Annotated in this window: 11 protein-coding genes; 4 read left to right on the top strand and 7 right to left on the bottom strand. The window is 46.3% G+C overall.

Annotated elements, in window-relative coordinates:
- Positions 1–480: 480 nt before the first annotated feature.
- From QUA13_RS28550 to QUA13_RS28525, 6 genes are all read right to left on the bottom strand, one after another.
- Positions 481–1,689 carry a DegT/DnrJ/EryC1/StrS family aminotransferase gene (locus QUA13_RS28550; protein ID WP_333203975.1) on the bottom strand — a complete coding sequence of 403 codons (1,209 nt, stop codon included), beginning with the start codon at positions 1,687–1,689 and terminating at the stop codon, positions 481–483.
- Positions 1,690–2,266: 577 nt separating this feature from the next.
- Positions 2,267–2,842: an alpha/beta hydrolase gene (locus tag QUA13_RS28545; RefSeq protein ID WP_333203973.1), complete on the bottom strand. Its 576-nt coding sequence runs from the start codon at positions 2,840–2,842 to the stop codon at positions 2,267–2,269.
- 597 nt (positions 2,843–3,439) lie between these two features.
- The gene (locus QUA13_RS28540) at positions 3,440–3,748 is read right to left on the bottom strand and encodes a DUF3493 domain-containing protein (RefSeq protein ID WP_333192803.1); all 309 of its coding nucleotides are present in this window, start codon (positions 3,746–3,748) and stop codon (positions 3,440–3,442) included.
- Between the two features lie 168 nt (positions 3,749–3,916).
- A complete protein-coding gene (locus QUA13_RS28535; protein WP_333203971.1) occupies positions 3,917–5,149 on the bottom strand; it encodes a DUF445 family protein in 1,233 nt (410 codons plus the stop codon).
- Between the two features lie 84 nt (positions 5,150–5,233).
- Positions 5,234–5,941: a bifunctional demethylmenaquinone methyltransferase/2-methoxy-6-polyprenyl-1,4-benzoquinol methylase UbiE gene (gene ubiE / locus QUA13_RS28530; RefSeq protein ID WP_333203969.1), complete on the bottom strand. Its 708-nt coding sequence runs from the start codon at positions 5,939–5,941 to the stop codon at positions 5,234–5,236.
- 235 nt (positions 5,942–6,176) lie between these two features.
- Positions 6,177–7,121, bottom strand: coding sequence for a response regulator (locus tag QUA13_RS28525; protein WP_333203967.1), 945 nt, complete (start codon positions 7,119–7,121; stop codon positions 6,177–6,179).
- A 156-nt stretch (positions 7,122–7,277) separates the two neighbouring features.
- On the opposite strand from QUA13_RS28525, the gene QUA13_RS28520 reads away from it, so the two are divergent.
- Positions 7,278–8,372 (top strand): RuBisCO accumulation factor 1, encoded by a 1,095-nt coding sequence (locus tag QUA13_RS28520; RefSeq protein WP_333203965.1) that lies wholly within the window; start codon positions 7,278–7,280, stop codon positions 8,370–8,372.
- A gap of 122 nt (positions 8,373–8,494) precedes the next feature.
- Here QUA13_RS28520 and QUA13_RS28515 read toward each other — a convergent pair whose 3' ends face one another.
- A complete protein-coding gene (locus QUA13_RS28515; RefSeq protein ID WP_333203963.1) occupies positions 8,495–9,502 on the bottom strand; it encodes a DUF4349 domain-containing protein in 1,008 nt (335 codons plus the stop codon).
- Positions 9,503–9,954: 452 nt separating this feature from the next.
- On the opposite strand from QUA13_RS28515, the gene QUA13_RS28510 reads away from it, so the two are divergent.
- The 3 genes from QUA13_RS28510 (at position 9,955) to QUA13_RS28500 (ending at position 14,288) form a co-directional block, all read left to right on the top strand.
- Positions 9,955–12,435 carry an ATP-dependent helicase gene (locus QUA13_RS28510; RefSeq protein WP_333203962.1) on the top strand — a complete coding sequence of 827 codons (2,481 nt, stop codon included), beginning with the start codon at positions 9,955–9,957 and terminating at the stop codon, positions 12,433–12,435.
- A gap of 100 nt (positions 12,436–12,535) precedes the next feature.
- Entirely contained in the window at positions 12,536–13,282 is a 747-nt protein-coding gene (locus tag QUA13_RS28505; RefSeq protein ID WP_333203960.1) for a dienelactone hydrolase family protein, read from the top strand.
- A gap of 106 nt (positions 13,283–13,388) precedes the next feature.
- Entirely contained in the window at positions 13,389–14,288 is a 900-nt protein-coding gene (locus QUA13_RS28500; protein WP_333203958.1) for a S1 RNA-binding domain-containing protein, read from the top strand.
- Positions 14,289–14,523 lie beyond the last annotated feature (235 nt).

Genomic DNA, 14,523 nt, shown 5'->3' with positions numbered 1-14,523 from the left:
TTGCTGGTATTTATAATTATGAACTTTCTTTGAAGATAAATTAGCGATCGCCTGAGAATTTCGCAAGAGGTCTAATAACTGACCGAAAACATCCAGGGTACAAGCTCCCGGATCGCGGCCGCAGATCGGGTCTCACTCATCTGGGCATCCGATCTAACGGAGAATGGTACAGTCCGCTTTTGTGGCATCTAAAATCTCAAATTTCAAATCTCAAATCCATCGACCGGGTATTAAACCCGGATTTGGTATAGCAGAAGGAACAAGGAAGAAGGGAGAAGTTCACCACCCCTGCCCCTTCCTTGGAGGAAATCAGAAGGTAAATGCAATAAAATCAATGGTTTGGGCTATTAAAAACGTCCGGTGGAACCTTCAATGTTGCTAGCTCATTACCTTCCAAAGGGCGTTGTGGAGTAAAAAACATCCTAGCTGCTTTTCTCAAAAAACAGCTAGGATGTTTTAATGACAACCTATTTCAGGACTTTAGCCTGCCGTTGCTAAAACTGTACTTTTAGCATTCCCGATCGCCAAACATTTTTTAACAGCAGCAATGACATCTTCCACATCTGCATCTGTTAATTTTGCCGAAATCGGCAAGCTAACTGTATGCCGCCCGATGTACGCAGCATTCGGATAGTCTTCCGGCTGCCATCCAAACATTTCCTGATACACAGGATGTTCCGGCATACTCATGTAATGCACGCCGACACCGATATTTTCAGCATTCATAGCGTTGAGAAACTCGTCGCGACTGATTCCTGCTTTGGCTTCATCTACCAGAATTGTGTACAGGTGATAAGCGTGAATTGTATCCGGTTCTGGCTTGGGGGGCAAAGTAATCGGCAAATCCGCAAATGCTTCGTTGTAGCGCTGCCAAATCTGCTCCCGCCGCTGCCAATAAGGAGTAATTCGTTTCATTTGATGAATGCCGATCGCAGCTTGCAGATCCATCATATTGTATTTAAAACCGACTCCCACCACTTGGTAGTGCTTGTAACCCGAGTCTCCGAAGCGCTTCCAAGCATCTTTGCTCATACCGTGCAGCGCTAAAATGTTGAGCCTGTCGGTATCTTCTTGACTCTTGACCAGAATCATTCCTCCTTCGCCCGTCGTGATATTTTTGGTAACATAAAAGCTGAAGCATCCGAAGTCGCCAAATGTGCCTGCTTTCCGCCCCTTGTACTCTGTTTCGATCGCGTGAGCGCAGTCTTCAATTAACTTCAAGTTGTGACGGCTAACAATCTCGCAAAGCGCATCCATATCGCAGGGACGACCCGCGAAGTGAACCGGCAAAATTGCTTTAGTTTTTGAAGTTATTTTAGCTTCGACTTGAGCCGGGTCAATATTCATTGTCACCGGATCTACATCGGCCAGTACCGGTGTTGCCCCGGCGTGGACGATCGCATTAACTGTAGCGCAAAAAGTCATCGGAGTAGTAATGACTTCATCCCCCGGTTCCAAGCAAGCAGCGAGGACGCTCAAGTGTAGTCCCGCCGTACAAGAATTGACTGCTATCGCGTACTGAGAACCCTTGTAAGCATTGAATTCGTCTTGAAATCTCATGACTTTCGGGCCTGTACCCAACCAACCTGTTTTCATGGTTGCCACCAATTCTTGTATTTCAGCATCTTCGATCGCCGGAGCGCCAAAAACCAAGAAACGGTCTTTTGAACGAATTGGATTGTTGTTCATGTTTCTAATGTTACCCAGTAAATAGAGTTGATGGATGGAAAGTTTTAATTAATGGTGTCTCAGCGTTTTTATTTCATTTTTTTTGATTCAAGAGTTTTTGCTAATACGTTGCCTAATGGCATCTTTTATACAACTAGCTTACTGATGACTAGCCGTTTTTCCTCAATCGCCCTACTCTGACAGCGTTTCCATATCTTAAGATAGATAACCTGCAATGTCCACCCGATATTATTTCAGTTTATGAGGGATACACAAGCTTTTACCCGCCTTTTTTGGTTCAATTACTTTTCTCACCACAAAAACCGATACTCGCAATAAGCTTTTTGTAAACGGTCGAACATCTATCCAGAGATAGATTGTACAGCCAAGTTATACGATTTTTGATTTTTGATTTTTGATTTGGGAATGACTGATTGCAGTCAGGTTTAGAGCTTGTCTACCGTTGAATTATTTTTTTAAACAGGTGTCAAAATTAGGCAAATTTTGCACAAATAAAATGTGACTCCCCTGTAATTTATGCAGGTCGAGCAACATTCTGTGCTAGGTAGAAGGAATCAACCCCGCTGGACAAAATCCACTACAATCTAGGCAGACGAATCTTGTTCAAAATATCTTGCAGGCGTTCTGAAACGCCGCCCAATTGTTCTGACAAAGCTACAAGTTTACCGTAAGCTTCAACTAAGCGATCGCCCTCAACATAAACTTCTGGAGTAGGATAATTTTTCATCGCTTCTAGCAGCGTAATCTCGTTATCATTAGTTGCAGACAGCACCAAGGCCTCGCGCAAAGCTTCTCGATTTGCATTCCCAGAAGGAGTGCGAATTACCTGACCCACTTCATCGAGAATTATTTCCCCAACCTGGCTGTTGAGCGTCCGATCCAAAAAGCTTTGACTGACTTTCACCGGTCTATTCAGACTGCTGCGAACAGCTTGCGGATCTTTTTTTGCCTTTCCCAGCAGCATTTCTAACGCGGGCGACATTTTCCCAGTTTCTGCAAAGATTTCTAATTCGCTGACTGGTAAAGTCATTCGGATCGCACTGTATTTGAGCACTACCTTTTCGGCAGCCGCAGCAGCACTGCTGTAAAATACAATTCCCGCACCTGCTGCTAAAAATAACGTCCACCGCTCTTTAAAAAATGATCTGCCCACAGTAAAACCTCCCAACATCTTTTTCTACTTAGACTTTGACACATCTCATTAGTTACTGCACAGAGAAAGCTCTTCGGGAAATGCCAAATTATTCGATCGCCCAGCACTTATACCATTTTAGATTTTAGATTTTAGATTTTAGATTTTAGAATTGCCAATGACCGATCGTCGTGGTTTCGAGTATGGGCCTAGAGTTGCATGATTTTTGGGAACTGGTATTACCTATACCGGATGCTAGGCAAAAAACTCGGTTCACGGCGCTGGTACGGGCTTCTCAGTGCGCGGTGCGCACCCTACTGATTCTATCTCCCAATCTCCCGATCCTCGCAAAATGCCGAACGCCAGCTCTTCTATCAGTGAAGGCTGGCGCTGGGCTTAAATTGATTTTATATATTTAGGGTCTTTATGAAAGCTGACCCCAATTGAACGAATTACAAGCGGTTTATGATTAGGGTCTTTAAATTTGCTGACCCCAATTGAAGCCACATCTTAATCATTACAGGGATCGCTGACAAACCAGGATTTCATAATAATTTCTTTATATTTCTAACTTTTCCTTGCCTCAGATAGATTTTTGTCTCGATTTGTAAACTTTTGTTACTTCGACTTTGGGGATCGGCTCTCGGCGCGCTGCTCCCAGCGAAACAGGAACACCATCAGAGCCACGACTCCGACTTGGAGCGCAAAATTGGGCAAAGCAGAGCCAATTTCCCGGCCCGAGGCAATTTTAGCCAGGAAAACCAAGCCGCCGATAAAGCCCGAAGCGCCACAAGCTACATAGACAAACTGGCGCAGAGGCCGGTAGGGAGTGGCCATTTCTGCGGTTAAACGCTCGTATTGTTGGCGGCTGAGATTGCGCGGGTTTTTTGGGATGTTTGTGCGATCGTCCGAATTTGGGGCTGGCATAGATTTAGGAAATAGGTAAATTAGGATTGGGCCACAAAAACCCGGTTTCTACCAAAAACCCTCTGGCTGAGGTGGCAAATACGGCCGCAAAACCGCGTTTTTGGTACTGTGTGCGCAAATCTAGTGAATATTAGACTACAACAAATATCTCACAACTGCCGAAATAAATCACCGCTGAATCCAAACCACAACTGTCTGCAAACAGCCGACAAAAACACCCAAAATGCCTCCTAAATTTACAATTCCCTGCAACTCGCTTTGGACAATTCCCTGAATTGCTAACTCCAACTCTTCAGGAGAAGTACCTTTTACTCGATCGACAATCACCTGGTCAATATTCAAAATCGGGATAGCCTGAGCTACAATATTTTCTAAATCCCGCTCTAGATAGCGCTCTAAAACCAAAGCCAGTTCTTTGCTGACAATTTCCAGGGAAGCGCTCATCACCGCTGAAGTTTGCAAGCGATTGAGAATCAACCGCGAAATATTTTCCCAGTCAATAGATTTGCTCAACCCCTCAAGTACGTCTGTACCCCGCTGTTGAACGTAGCTGCGAACGCTGTCGCGCATTGTTTTTCGCAACTGTCTCACAGTCGAAACCGGTAAATTTTGCATCGACAAATTTTGCAGCCATTCCTGAATTCGCCCGCGAATTCCCAAAGAAATAGTTAACTCTGCTAACCGCTGATTTGTCGCTTCTCTGTCATCTAGACAAAAAGTCCGCAGCCGAGTTAAAGTGTTGCGCAAACCAAATAAATTTGCTACTACCCAATAAGTGCCGCTAGTTTTTTCTCGAAACCCTTCATCGATGATCGAAATATTGCGATCCGTCAAAAAATCAATTAAAGCCTGACGCAGCACTTCCGGGGGTATTACTACTTGCAACAACCAATCAGCAAGCTGAGCCGCCTGAGATTCCGTTAACTGAATCTCCAGCAAAACTTGGTCAAAAATTTGATTTAGCTGAACTTCTAAAAAATCTTCCCGGCGCGCCAAAACTTTGAGAATTCGCGGCACAGATTCCCCCAGCAAATCTCGCAGAATGTTAGCAAGAATTTTAGCGGTTTTTTGCTCCGCGTCTGCTTTTACCTGATCCAGCGCCAACTGCAAAAGCCAGAGAATTACCGACTGCATCCGCTCTGTTTGTAGGAGGCGGCGCGCCAAGTTTTGCAGTTCCTCCGGCGTCAGCAGCGAACCCATAATTGTGTCGGAAATTCGCTTTGCCAAGCGCTCTTGGTTGCGGGGGATCAAGCCTGGAGTGAAAGGCAACTGCCGCCCTTTGATGTAAATAGCTCGATAGGGGCGGAACAGCATTTTGATTGCTATATCGTTCGTGAAATAGCCAATAATTCCTCCCACTACAGGTGGGGCCAACAACAGCCAAATGTCAGACGGATTCATAAGGGATTAAAATAGGGTAAGGTGCGCAGGGATCGGTGCACCCTACAGTTAGATAGCTGATCTAGACTGCAAGCATTTTTAATTTTAAATTGCTTTGCCCAGTACCAATACTCCCATCATAGCTCCGGCAATGGGGTAGTGGGTGGCCGTGGCAAATCCGGCTTGGCGGGCGATCGCGACTTGCCGATCGCCGATCGGGAATTTTTCTAAACTAGGATTAATGTAAGCATATTCTTGAGTCATGCCAAATTGCTGAGCAATGGGTACTACGAGAGTGTCTAGATAAAACTGCTGAAAGCTCCGCATTAGAAAATTGCTGGGGCGGTGGAGGTCGAGAATAGCAGCTTTTGCACCGGGTTTGAGTACGCGGTGCAATTCCTGAAGACTGCGGGGGATGTCTGTCACGTTGCGCAGGCCGTAACCCATTGTGGCGCAGTCGAAGTAATTGTTGGCAAAAGGCAAGTCTAGGGCGTCAGCTTCTACCCAGGAAATGGGACTTGCAGGGGTGAGAAAAGGTCGATCGCGCTTGGCCGCAACAGCTAATTGTTCGGCGGAAAAATCTACTCCAAATACGCAACCGGTCGGCCCTGCTTGTTTTGCCAACAGCAAAGCTAGATCCCCGCTGCCGCAGCACAAATCTAAACAAGTATTGCCGGGGCCTGCACTGCTCCATTTCACCGCCATTTGCTTCCAAATCCGGTGCTGCCCAAAGCTCAACCAGTCGTTCAATTGGTTGTAAACTGGTGCAATTCGATTAAATATAGTTTTAATTTCTTCGGCGTTATTAGTCATTTGTCATGGGTGATTGGTAATTGGTAATTAGTAATTGGTAATTGGTAATTGGTCAGCCACAAAAAATAATTAATCCGTCTATTCATGTCATGCGGTCGCCAGTCATTAATGCTTTTTTATTTGTTAGCGATCCGGGTTCTAGTGTATAGAATCATTGGTTTGCTATCATTTTCGACTCAAGATTGAGAGCCGACTAAGGACTAAGGACTAATGACTGATGACTGATGACTGATGACTAATGACCCTGAAAACTCGTCAATACCAAAGCAACTTCTTGGGCGGCAAGGTGAATTGTTGTGAGTTCGTCGGGGCGCAGGGAACAAGGTTGCTTCCACTGGATGGAAACCAGGGCGATCGATCGACCCTTGTGAATCACCGGGACGCTCAGGTGAGCTTGAATGCCGCATTTCTGATAGTGCGGCAGGCTCGCTAGGGCTGGGTCGTTCGCAATATTCACAGCACCCTGAATAGTTTGAGAGGTAATTGCTTCTCGAACCAGAGGATCATCTGCCAGCCAATTTTCCACAGTTTTGCTGGTGGTGTGACTGCCTTGGAGTGGCATTAAAACATTTCCTTCCACCAGTTGCAAAATGCAAGCATCCGCCAAAAAATTATCGCTTATAGCAGTAGCAATTGGCTCTAAACTGGCATCCAAACTCGGATAATCCACAGCCGTTTGCATGATTGTTGCTAACAGTTGTATTTGATTTTGGGAGCGGTGCAATTCCTCAGTCCGCTGCTTGAGAACTTCATAAGTCTCGGCCGCCTTTTGCACCACCATTTTCAATTCGTTCGGGTCCCAAGGCTTGGTGATATACTTGTAAACCTGTCCTGAGTTAATGGCATCCACCAAGTCTTCAATGTCCGTAAAACCAGTCAAGATAATTCTGACCGTATTCGGAAACTGAGGCACGGTTTTGCTCAGAAACTCCGTTCCCTTCATTTCTGGCATCCGCTGGTCGGAAATGATCACGGCGACCTCGCCTTCGATGCCGAGGACTTCCAAGGCGCGAATTCCGCTCTCAGCTTTGAGCACGTTAAAATCTCGTCGGAAAGTGCGGTAGAGTAAATCCAGATTGTCTGGTTCGTCGTCTACTACCAGCATTTTGGGTTTTTTCGGTCGGTGTAGTGTCATGAGCTGGCGTTTAATTTGATCGAGCTCTGAAATGGCATTATCCATAACAATACGATAAACTCCCCTTTGTAAATTTAGGCGAGCAACTATTCTGTAACAATAGTCTCATAACTCACTTACTATTAATCTATCGCTCTGCCGCGACACGAGCCTTGCCGGTATCCAATCACACATAACTTAGCGCTAGTTTTTGATTCAATTATGACTGATACACCGCAAGATTCATCCCCTCCTGCATCTGCATCCTCCACAAATGCTGTGGATGCCGAAAAGTTAATTCGATCGCTCCGCCGAAAAGAAGGCACTTGGGTAGAGTGGGGGCAGGCCTGCACCGCACTGCTAAAAGCTGGCTACAACTCTCAAAGGATTTTTGAAGAAACTGGTTTTGAGCCAATTCAGCAAAATCAAGTAAGCGTCGCAGCCCAAGTTTACACCAGCATGGTAAATGCTGGGGCTTCAGAAGAAGTTCGATCGCACTTCCTGGGCAAAGGTAGCGATATCTTATACGAGTTTCGGATTCTCTCTCAAGTAGAGCGGGCCGGGGCAGCAGCTTTGATGCTAACCCACAATTTGGATGTTGACGATGCTCGCCAAGTTGCTAAAGCGATCAAGGAGTTTTCGCACTTCGGGAGTCTCCCCCAAGGGTTCACAGACACTCCCGGCGATGCTATGGCTTACCAATGCTGGCAATTGGCGAGACAGAAAAGCGATTTGCAAGAGCGATCGCGCTTAATTGCTCGCGGTTTAAAACTAGCTAGCAGCCCAACCGCTAGGGCGCAAATCGAGCAGTTGCTCGTCGATTTTACCGTAGTTCCGAGACGGGAAGCGCCCCGCTTGCCAGTCTACCGGCTCGATACCGAGGAACAATTGCCGCGCGTTGTCCCGGTTGTGGGGAAATTGCCGCTTTCTACCAGAGATTTGCTGGCAGTGCCTTTACCGGAGGAAATCGAGCCGTTCCGAATGGTAAAATTTTCCGGAGCGGGAGCTTGGGTGGCGATTCCCGGATGGCAGGTAATTTTGAACGCTGAAGATCCGGTGGCGATTTTGGGAATGAGCGATCGATTGCCGGTACCGCTGCAAGGCAAAGTTGAAGAAGTTTTGATTATTGCCGATCGAGCCCAAAGACAGTGGGATGCTGAGAGTTATTTCCTCGCCGATAACGCTGGTAATTTAGAACTGTACTGGTTTGAACAATCCCCGGATATTCCTATTTTGGGGCGAGTTGTGCTGGTGATGCGTCCGAAAAAGATTGTGGATGAAGACTATACCAAAGATGGATGGCAAATTGATGATTAGTCAGTTGTCAGTTGTCAGTTGTCGTTGGTTTTAAGAAGGGGTTCTCCGGCCGTTCCACAATACATAAATTTTACGTGGGTGGAATGACTACTGACTAATGACTAATGACTACTGACAACTGACTACTGAGGCGGTTTCGGTTCTTGAATTTGCGGAACAGAATGGTGTTTCTTAAATCGATTAAAGCCGTAAACCGCAGCCGCAATTAAGAGCAAATAAGGACTGTAAGCCAACAGCCAAATACCCAAACCAAACAAACCGAGCGTCAATTCGCCCACAGAATGAGTCGCTTTCCCCCAAGTTTCCTGCGCCCGCAAACCTAGAGAAGGTTCCTGAGTTTGTTGAGCCGATACTGCTGCTTCTAGAGTTAAGCTAATAGTCGAATAGGCTACTTGATTTCGCAAACTTTTTAACTGAGCGTCAATGCGTTCGATCGACTCCCGAATATTGCTCAACTCTTGAGCAGCTTTGAGCACGTCGCCGACAGAGCCCGATCGCTCCATAATTTTTAACACCATTTCTTCCGATTTGCGGAGGTTCCGCAGCCTAGCCTCGCTGTCAACTAATTGATCGGTAACATCCTCAGCCGTCAGAGCACGGTTCTCTACAGTTCCGAGTTTTGCCAAAGTGTCTAAAGTAGTTTCTAACCGTTCTTGAGGCACGCGAATCTCCACAGACGCCGTTTGGCGGACACTGGAATCCGGCGGCTTTTGATTTTGGAAACCCAAGATATCGCCTTGCTGTTTTTCGACAATATTAGTAACAGATTTAGTGCTGGCGTCAATAGATTTGACAACTACACTGAGTTCGGCTTTTTTAATCAGTTGGGGACGGGTTGCCGGAGTTTCTGCTGCTTTTTTTGATGCACCAGGAGTTTTTGACCTTTGGGCTGCTGGCTCGGATGCGGGTGGGGGTGGTGGAGCCGATGCGGGAACTTGGTTTTCACGGATGCTAGATGAAGCTCCGCCGGGTGGAGCGCTGCCGGTCGATTGATCTCCTCCGCAGCTAGGCAAAGCAATGGCTGAAGATAAAGTTAAGAATACCGCCACAGCAAAACGAGTTGTGCTGCTGTTGGCTGGGTTTGGGTTTGGCTTGGGCGGGGGGGAATTGATTTTGAGGTGAGTTTTCATTTGGGTGACTCCTATAAAAAAGGCTTGGGTATTGAATTTTATGCTGGTTTCAATTTAAGCTCGAATAGATAGGATTAGTTTAGCCGATACTGAAATGGAAACGGTAGAGGTTGAATACTTTGGGATTTTTAACCGCAGATAAACGCAGGTGAACGCAGATGAAAGCCAATAAATATCGGTGTGATGACCGAAAACAATTTGGTCACAAGTCCCCGGATTCATCCGTGGAGCGAGAAAAAAGCTCCTCGCTCCCGCCAGTGCCCAGATTTCTGAGCGGGGTCGCTTTATTCAATCTAAAATCTAAAATCTAAAATCTAAAATCGATTGACGGTTTGGGTTCTGGGCATAGGCGATCGCAACTAAAGCAACTCGGTTTCTGATACCGTTTGAAAAGGCTGAACGCGACAAATATTTTTCTAATCTAAAATCTAAAATCTAAAATCTAAAATCGAATGACTGATGAATTTGATACTGATTTTATGCGATCGACGACTAATATCGATCGCCCGGATGTAGCCTCAGCGCTTTCCGAATCAGGGTTTGCGGCCGTTTTGCGAGAACAAGCTTGCCTTAAAATTCGCGAAAGCTTGCGTGCGGGGCAGCAGGACATGGCGGATTGGCAAGGCGGCCCCCTTGCTGTTTCGGCGGTTCCGGGGGCCGGGAAGTCTACGGGAATGGCTGCTGCGTCGGCAATTGCGATCGCCCGCAACCAGCTTCACAACCGCCGCCAGTTAATTGTCGTGACATTTACGCGATCGGCTGCTGCTAATATTAAAGCTAAAATTCGGGAAAGATTGGCAGAATTGTCTTTATCTCAAGGCGGTTTTGCCGTTCACACTTTGCACGGTTTAGCTTTGAATATTGCGATGCGCCATCCCGATTTGTCTGGTTTAAATTTAGAAAATTCAACTTTAGTTACTCCCACTCAAAGTCACCGATTAATTCGCACCTGTGTAGAACTTTGGATTGCCGAAAATCCCCGCCGATATCAAGTTTTGTTGGAGGGACAGCAATTCGACGGAGAGGAAACGGAGAGGCTGCGGCGACAATCTGTTTTGCGGACGGAAATTTTGCCGCAGGTAGCTAAAACTGTGATTCACGAGGCGAAATCTTCTGGTTTGTTTCCCGAACAGTTGTTAGAAATGAGCGCTCTTGATACTGGGGACGGTTATGAGATTTTAGCGGTAGCTGGGGGTTTATATCAAAAATATCAGGCTTTGTTGAGGAGTCGCGAATTCATCGATTACGACGAGATGATTTTAGCGGCTTTGCGGGTGTTGGACAATCCGAGGGCGAGGGCGATCGAGCAAAAGCAAGTATTTGCCGTTTTTGAGGACGAAGCGCAGGATTCGACACCTTTGCAAACTCGGCTTTTGGAAACATTGGCGATCGATCCGGAGCGTCCTAACTCACCTCCCAATTTTATCAGAGTTGGCGACCCAAATCAAGCAATTAATTCTACTTTTACACCCGCAGATCCGATTTATTTTAACCAATTTTGCGATCGGTGCGAAGTAGAGAATAAGTTAGCGACAATGGACGGCGCAGGTCGCAGCACTCAGGTGATTATCGATGCAGCTAACTTTATGTTGAAATGGGTAAATAGCTCGAAATTAGCGGGAACAGAACAGCCTTTTCGCGACCAAACTATTAAGCCAGTACCCAGCGATGACCCGCAGCAGAATGCAAATTCCCCCCCCATTGGTCGAGGCTTAGAATTGCATACTCCCCGCGATATTTACCATACAGTTGAGTTAATTGGCAAGCGGGTAATTGAGTTAGTTGAGGAATTTTTACCTGTCGATTTTGAATTAGGAAGCAATGAGAAAAATCTCGAAGCTGTGGGTGAAGCGAGCGATGGGGAAAATCGTCAAAAATTGCCTTTAGAAACTCTTAAATCGATGGCTGTTTTGGTGCGAGAAAACAAACAAGGCAAGTTTATCAAAGAAATGCTGGAGAATCCGAAAAAACACGGATTAAGCTTTGATTTGCGGAAATACGGGATTAAAATTGAGGATGTGGGAGAGCGCGACAGACATTCTCAAGTGCCTTGGGAAATCTTAACATTACTGCAATTTCTCGACCGCCCGCACTCTCCAGACTACCTAAAAGCAGCATTAAAGATTTTGAGCGATCGGCAACTCATCCCCAAACAAGACTACAATGCTTTTGCTACCAGCCCCGAGCAATTTCTTTACCCAGGCCCTCTAGACCCGCAGCAGTCAGAACCAGTTCGCAAGTGCCGCTATTTTTGCTGCGGTTTGCTGCAAGCTAGCTTAGAACTGCCGCCCTACCAAATCATCTCATTCTTAGCCTTAGCGCTGCAATACGACCAAACAGAATTAGCCACCGCCGACAAATTAGCAGAACGGGTAGCAATCCAAACAGCCGGCAATAATTCAATGCGCAATATTTTGGACGTACTGAGCGAAATAGTCAGTTCCGAAAGATTTGAACCTGTGGATGCAGACGACAAAATAGAAGAACGCTACACCAGCAAAGGTCAACTAACAATTATTACCATGCACAAAGCTAAAGGATTAGATTGGGATTGTGTATTTTTGCCGTTTTTACACGAACAAACCATCCCCGGAAATTTGCGAGTTTTGCCCCAAACCCGATTTTTAGGAGATTTCACTTTAGCAGAGGTAGCGAGAGCGCAAATTCGAGCAAGTTTGCACGAAAAATATCCTTTACCAAATCTAGGCGAAGCATGGGAACAAGCAGGTTATTTGAAAACAGCAGAAGAGTTTCGGCTGCTGTATGTGGCGATGACGCGAGCAAAAAGCTTGCTGTGGATGGCTGCGGAGAAGAAAGGGCCTTTTACTTGGAACAAACCGGAGAATTTGCAGGAGCAAAAACCTTGTCCGGTAATGCCTGTTTTAAAGCAGAGATTTCCTGGTAATGCGATATTGGAAAATAGATTTTTGTAACTAACCGCTTCGCTAACGCGCCTTCGCGGTTGGTTAAAAAAAATATAGTTCACAAATGAAATAAGATTGCTATAGAGCAAAATTTGCACTAAAACTCGCTATGGCTAACTCAGAAATTCGCACAGCTAACATCACATTTCCCAACGGAGATTTGCAAATCGCCGCTTACCTAGCTCAACCCGCAGCAGAAGGGCAATTTCCCGCAGTTATTGTGATTCAAGAAATCTTTGGCGTCAATTCGCACATCCGCGAAGTTACTGAAAGAATAGCAAAAGAAGGATATGTGGCGATCGCCCCAGCCATTTACCAACGTCAAGCCCCCGGCTTTGAAACGGGCTACACACCCGAAGACATCAAAATCGGCAGAAAATACAAGGAACAAACCACCGCATCCCAACTTCTAGGCGATATCCAAGCCGCCATCGATTACCTCAAAACTCTACCCTCTGTCAAACAACAAGGTTTTGGCTGCATCGGTTTCTGCTTTGGGGGACACGTCGCCTACCTCGCCGCTACTTTGCCCGAAATCAAGGCTACAGCGTCGTTCTACGGCGCCGGTATCGCCACTCAAACCCCCGGCGGGGGAACCCCCACGATCGCCCGCACAGCAGACATTAAAGGCACTCTCTACGCCTTTTTCGGCACTCAAGACCCCAGCATTCCGTTAGAACAAGTTGACCAAATCGCCGCAGAATTGCAAAAACACAGTATTTCTCACCGAATTTTCCGCTACAATGCCGATCACGGCTTCTTCTGCGACCACCGCGGCAGTTACGACGCTACGGCAGCAGCCGACTCGTGGATGCAGGTGAAGCAGCTATTTCATCAGCAACTTCAACCAGCTTAGAGAGTGGGAGATGGGGAGATGGGGAGATGGGAAGATGGGGAGAGTGGGAAAATTTTTCTACTGACAACTGACAACTAAATTACTGACAACTGACAACTAAACTGACATGAATTCCAAATCTACAGGTTCTCAAAGCGCAAAAGCATCCTTTTCAATGGATGATTTTGCTAAAGCCCTCGAACAGCACAATTACGAGTTCCAGAAGGGACAAGTAGTGCGCGGCAAAGTGTTCGAGTACGACTCAAACGGCGCGTATGTTGATATCGGCGGCAAGTCTTCGGCTTTTTTGCCGATCGAAGAGGCTGCTTTGAGAACAGTAACTGATTTGTCGGAAGTGGTTCCGCTGGATGAGGAACGGGACTTTTTGATTATCCGCGAACAAGATGCAGATGGCCAAGTTACCTTGTCTCTGCGGCAGCTACAAATTCAGCAAGCTTGGGAAGATTTAATTGAATTGCAGGAAACTGGTAAAGTTCTTCAGGTGCGGGTTTCTGGCGCAAATAAGGGCGGCGTGACTGTAGATGTTCAGGGAATGCGCGGTTTTATTCCCCGATCGCACTTAGTGGAACGCGACAACATAGAATCGCTGATCGGTCAATCTTTGAGCGTGAATTTTTTGGAGGTCGATCGCGACCGAGAAAAACTCGTACTTTCCCAGCGGATGGCCACTCAATCGAATGCCTTCAAGGATTTGCAAATCGGCCAGTTGGTGGAAGGAAAAGTCAGCAGTATCAAGCCTTTTGGCGTGTTTGTGGACTTGGAAGGAGTTAGCGGTTTGCTGCACATCAAGCAAGTCAGCCAAAAATATATTGATAACCTTGGAAAGCTCTTTGCTCCCGGTCAACCCCTGAAAGCGCTGGTAGTTGACCTCGATGAAGGTCGCGGCCGCATTTCGCTTTCTACTCGGGTATTGGAAAATTACCCAGGGGAAATGGTGGATAAAATGGCCGATGTTATGGATACTGCAGAAGAGCGATCGGAACGTGCTAGAAAGGCTCTTTCTTAAGTCTCTATCTAATTACCACCCCGATTTCTTTAAGAAGTCGGGGAGCTAACAACGCGATCGTTTTACATTTCATTAGGTTGATTTACTTAATCTTGCATTTTACATCGACTTCTTATGCCAGTTTCCCAAAATAATCCAACTATAGGCTAACTCCAAACCGTATCGGCTCAATAAGTAGGGGTAGCAGAGGAAAATAAATGAAACGGGGTACACACAGTGTCATAGAATAGGACAC

The sequence above is a fragment of the Microcoleus sp. S28C3 genome (assembly GCF_036700785.1).
Taxonomy (GTDB): Bacteria; Cyanobacteriota; Cyanobacteriia; order Cyanobacteriales; family Microcoleaceae; genus Microcoleus; species Microcoleus asticus.
This window is presented reverse-complemented; position numbering and strand designations above follow the sequence as displayed.

What these genes read in the sequence shown, in the direction of transcription:
- QUA13_RS28520 (WP_333203965.1), top strand. Translation starts at nt 7,278, where the DNA reads ATGACTGATACACCGCAAGATTCATCCCCTCCTGCATCTGCATCCTCC.
- QUA13_RS28550 (WP_333203975.1), bottom strand. Translation starts at nt 1,689, where the DNA reads ATGAACAACAATCCAATTCGTTCAAAAGACCGTTTCTTGGTTTTTGGC.
- QUA13_RS28540 (WP_333192803.1), bottom strand. Translation starts at nt 3,748, where the DNA reads ATGCCAGCCCCAAATTCGGACGATCGCACAAACATCCCAAAAAACCCG.
- ubiE (WP_333203969.1), bottom strand. Translation starts at nt 5,941, where the DNA reads ATGACTAATAACGCCGAAGAAATTAAAACTATATTTAATCGAATTGCA.
- QUA13_RS28505 (WP_333203960.1), top strand. Translation starts at nt 12,536, where the DNA reads ATGGCTAACTCAGAAATTCGCACAGCTAACATCACATTTCCCAACGGA.
- QUA13_RS28510 (WP_333203962.1), top strand. Translation starts at nt 9,955, where the DNA reads ATGACTGATGAATTTGATACTGATTTTATGCGATCGACGACTAATATC.
- QUA13_RS28535 (WP_333203971.1), bottom strand. Translation starts at nt 5,149, where the DNA reads ATGAATCCGTCTGACATTTGGCTGTTGTTGGCCCCACCTGTAGTGGGA.
- QUA13_RS28515 (WP_333203963.1), bottom strand. Translation starts at nt 9,502, where the DNA reads ATGAAAACTCACCTCAAAATCAATTCCCCCCCGCCCAAGCCAAACCCA.
- QUA13_RS28500 (WP_333203958.1), top strand. Translation starts at nt 13,389, where the DNA reads ATGAATTCCAAATCTACAGGTTCTCAAAGCGCAAAAGCATCCTTTTCA.
- QUA13_RS28525 (WP_333203967.1), bottom strand. Translation starts at nt 7,121, where the DNA reads ATGGATAATGCCATTTCAGAGCTCGATCAAATTAAACGCCAGCTCATG.